Annotated in this window: 3 protein-coding genes; 1 reads left to right on the top strand and 2 read right to left on the bottom strand. The window is 70.7% G+C overall.

From position 1 onward, the window contains the following. Together ACFV6I_RS38555 and ACFV6I_RS38560 are read right to left on the bottom strand one after the other, a co-directional pair. The coding region (locus ACFV6I_RS38555; RefSeq protein ID WP_380346416.1) for an MFS transporter at positions 1-1307 on the bottom strand (1307 nt) is incomplete at its 3' end. Between the two features lie 176 nt (positions 1308-1483). Continuing rightward, the gene (locus tag ACFV6I_RS38560) at positions 1484-2161 is read right to left on the bottom strand and encodes a TetR/AcrR family transcriptional regulator (RefSeq protein WP_380346418.1); all 678 of its coding nucleotides are present in this window, start codon (positions 2159-2161) and stop codon (positions 1484-1486) included. A gap of 196 nt (positions 2162-2357) precedes the next feature. Here ACFV6I_RS38560 and ACFV6I_RS38565 point away from each other — a divergent pair, with 196 nt between their 5' ends. After that, on the top strand, positions 2358-2966 hold the full coding sequence (locus ACFV6I_RS38565) for a Uma2 family endonuclease (protein WP_380430852.1): 609 nt from the start codon (positions 2358-2360) through the stop codon (positions 2964-2966). The last annotated feature ends 381 nt before the right edge of the window (positions 2967-3347 follow it).

The raw sequence follows: 3347 nt of genomic DNA on the forward strand, positions 1-3347 counted from the left end.
GAGGCCAGCCAACTGGTGGTGGCGCTGGCCGCGATGGTGTTCAGCAGCGCGGTGCCGATGGCGCCGCCGACCTGCTGCGAGGTGTTGACCATCGCCGAGGCGACGCCCGCGTCGCGCGGCTGGACGCCGTGCGTGGCCAGGCTCATCGCCGGCATGAACGCGGTGCCCATGCCGAGGCCCATCAGGACCAGGCCGGGCAGGATCAGCATCGGGTAGGAGGTGTCCAGACCGATGTTGCTCAGCAGCAGCATGCCGATCGAGGCGACCAGGAAGCCGGGGGCCATCAGGAACCGCGCCGGGACGCGGGTCATCAGCCGGGCGCCGATCTGGGTCGAGCCGGTGATCATGCCCGCCACCATCGGCAGGAACGCGACGCCGGTCAGCACCGGGCTGTAGCCGCGCACGAGCTGCAGGTAGTAGGTCAGGAACAGGAACAGGCCGAACATGCCGATCACGGCCAGGCCGAGCGACAGGTACACCCCGCCGCGGTTGCGGTCCAGCACCACGCGCAGCGGCAGCAGCGGGGCCTTGACCCGGCGCTCCACCAGGACGAACGCGGTCAGCAGCACGACGGCCGCGACGAACAGCCCCAGCGTGCTGGCGGCCGTCCAGCCGCTGGACTCGGCGCGGGTGAAGCCGTACACCAGCGAGACCAGGCCGGTGGTCACCAGCAGCACGCCGGGGACGTCCAGCCGGTTGCGGTTGCGGCCCTCGGCGGGCTCGCGGATCACCAGGACGGCGCCCGCGGCGGCGACGATGGCGAACGGGACGTTGACGAAGAAGGTCCAGCGCCAGTTCATGTACTCGGTCAGCAGGCCGCCGAGGATCAGGCCGATCGCGCCACCGCCACCGGCGATCGCGCCGTAGATGCCGAAGGCCTTGGCGCGCTCCTTGGCCTCGGTGAAGGTCACCGCCAGCAGCGACAGCGCGGCCGGGGCGAGCAGCGCGCCGAACACGCCTTGGAGGGCGCGGGCGCCGAGCAGCATCGCGGTGTTGGCCGCGGCGCCGCCGAGCGCGGAGGCGAGTGCGAAGCCGGCCAGGCCGACCACGAAGGTCCGCTTGCGGCCCCAGAGGTCTGCGATCCGGCCGCCGAACAGCAGCAGGCCGCCGAAGGCCAGCGCGTAGGCGGTGATCACCCACTGGCGGTTGCCGTCGGAGATGCCCAGGTCCCGCTGGGCGGACGGCAGGGCGATGTTCACGATGGTGGCGTCCAGGACGACCATCAGCTGGGCGAGGCCGATGAATATCAGCGCCTTCCAGCGCCGGGGATCGGGCAGCGTCGCCGCTCGGGCGTCGGTTTCAGGCATGGGGGTACTCACTTCAGGGTGCGTGGCGTGCGACAGGGTTCGACCGCCGTACGGGGACGGCTGGTCGCCGTACGGGGGCGTGCGTCGGTGCGGGGCGTGCGGGGATCAGCTCCTGGCGGGCCGGTGGTCGGCGCGGTCCGGAGGGCGGGTCGGTCGGTCGGGGTACCGCTGGTGGGTCAGTGGTGGGGTTGGAAGTCCTCGAAGGTCGCGGCCCGGCCGGGCAGCACCGAACGGGCCGGCGTGCGCAGCCCGTCCAGGAACAGCTGCAGGTGCCGGTGGACGAAGTCGTCGAGCAGCTGGCAGGACGTCCCCGGCAGCGGCCGGGTCAGCTGGCTGATCGCGATGAACAGGTCTCCGTGGTCGACGTCCGCCCGCAGTTCACCCGCCGCCCGGGCGCGCTCCATCAGACCGCTCACGGCGGCCGTCAGGCGCTCGCGGGCCTCGGTGAGGTCCGGGTCGAACGGGTCGACGTGGCTGGTGAACATCGGGCAGAGCGCGCCGAGCTTCTCCGCGACGGTCGCGTGCGCGAACCGCTGCAGGGCGTCGAACGGGACGCCGTCAGGGGCGTCCGCCTCGACCGTCGCCGTCTCGGCGAGGGCCAGGATACGGCTCTTGACGAGCAGCGCCACCTCGCGGACCAGCGCCGAGCGGTCCGGGAAGTTCCGGTACAGCGTGGCGTTGCCGACCCCGGCCCGCTTCGCGATCTCGTCCAGCGGCACGTCCGCGCCGTGCTCGACGAAGGCGTCGCGAGCCGCCAGGACGATCCGCTCCCGGTTGCGGGTCGCGTCAGCGCGCAGCTTGGGCGCACGGACGCTCTCCACGGGTCGGACCGGCTCGGTGGCGGCGGTGGTCACGGCGACTGCTCCTTCAGGATACCGGGGAAGTTCTCCCCGCTTCTGCCTACGAAAGACCAAACGGGGATTCCCTCCCCGGAAATTTCGCCTTTCGCTGTGACCTGGGCCACATTTCCCGTGCCACTCTTCCGAGCCACCCGCAACGAGCCCCCGGTCCGGACCGGCGCTGTCTGATCGTGGCTCTACGGTCACAGGCATGAGCCCCGACCCAGGAATGAGCGTCGAGATCGACGGCCCCGACCGACCGCAGTTGCTGACCGAAGAATTCGAGGAACTCGCCCGGCTCGCAGCCCGCACGATCGAAGGAGTCCGGTTGGAGTTCCTCAACGGGAGGCTGGGAGTCAAGCCCCTGCGGGACGGCAGCCACGGCCGGGTCCTCGAATGGCTGGTCCGCAGCTGCCTCCAGGCGCGGCCTGAGCTCTGGCTGCACAGCCATGGCCTGAGGGTCCAGGGTGCCCGAGGCGGCCGCGCGCACCCCGACGGCATGCTGGCGCCCTCCGAGGCCCTTGCCGGGCAGGGGGAGTGGGTGAGCGCGGACGAGGCACTGATGGTTGCCGAAGTCACCTCTTACGAATCCGTGGCCGACCATCGCGTCCGCGTCGAGAAGCCGCGCGCCTACGCCGAGACCGGCATCCCCGTCTACCTGTTGATCGACCGCGACTCCGCCGAGGTCACCGTCTACAGCCAGCCCGACGGCGTCCGTTACGAGACCGCGCAGATCCTCCCGTTCGGCAAGACCGTCCACCTCCCCGAGCCGGTGGGGATCTCGCTGGACACCGAGCCGCTCAAGAACTGGGTGCGCTGATCCCGGCCATGCCTCCCGGAACGCGCTACGCCCATCGGATCAGGGCCTCCCTTTCGGATCACGCCGGGCGCGCGACGCCGGAGCACGCACCTCGCCGCGTTGTCGTCGGTCGCCGATGCTCCGCATGGACTCCCTCCTCCGCCTTGCGATGCACGCACTCCGACGCCGCGCGCTGATCCGACGTGATCCGAAAGAGAGCCCCTAGAAGGCTGATGAAGATCTTGGGTTGATCCGGGCCGTGCTGTCAGGTGGTGGCCTGGATTTGCCAGGTCGTGCCGTTGTGGGTGAGTCCGAGGTTGAGCAGGGTTCGCAGGTTGAGGGCGGCTGCGCGGGTGTGGAGCCAGGTGTTGTTCTTGATGGTTCCTCGGTAGCGCAGGCGGC

Source organism: Kitasatospora sp. NPDC059803, from assembly GCF_042732255.1.
Lineage (GTDB): Bacteria > Actinomycetota > Actinomycetes > Streptomycetales > Streptomycetaceae > Kitasatospora.

Excerpts from the sequence above, each read along its gene's own strand:
- ACFV6I_RS38565 (WP_380430852.1), top strand. The coding sequence starts at position 2,358 with ATGAGCCCCGACCCAGGAATGAGCGTCGAGATCGACGGCCCCGACCGA.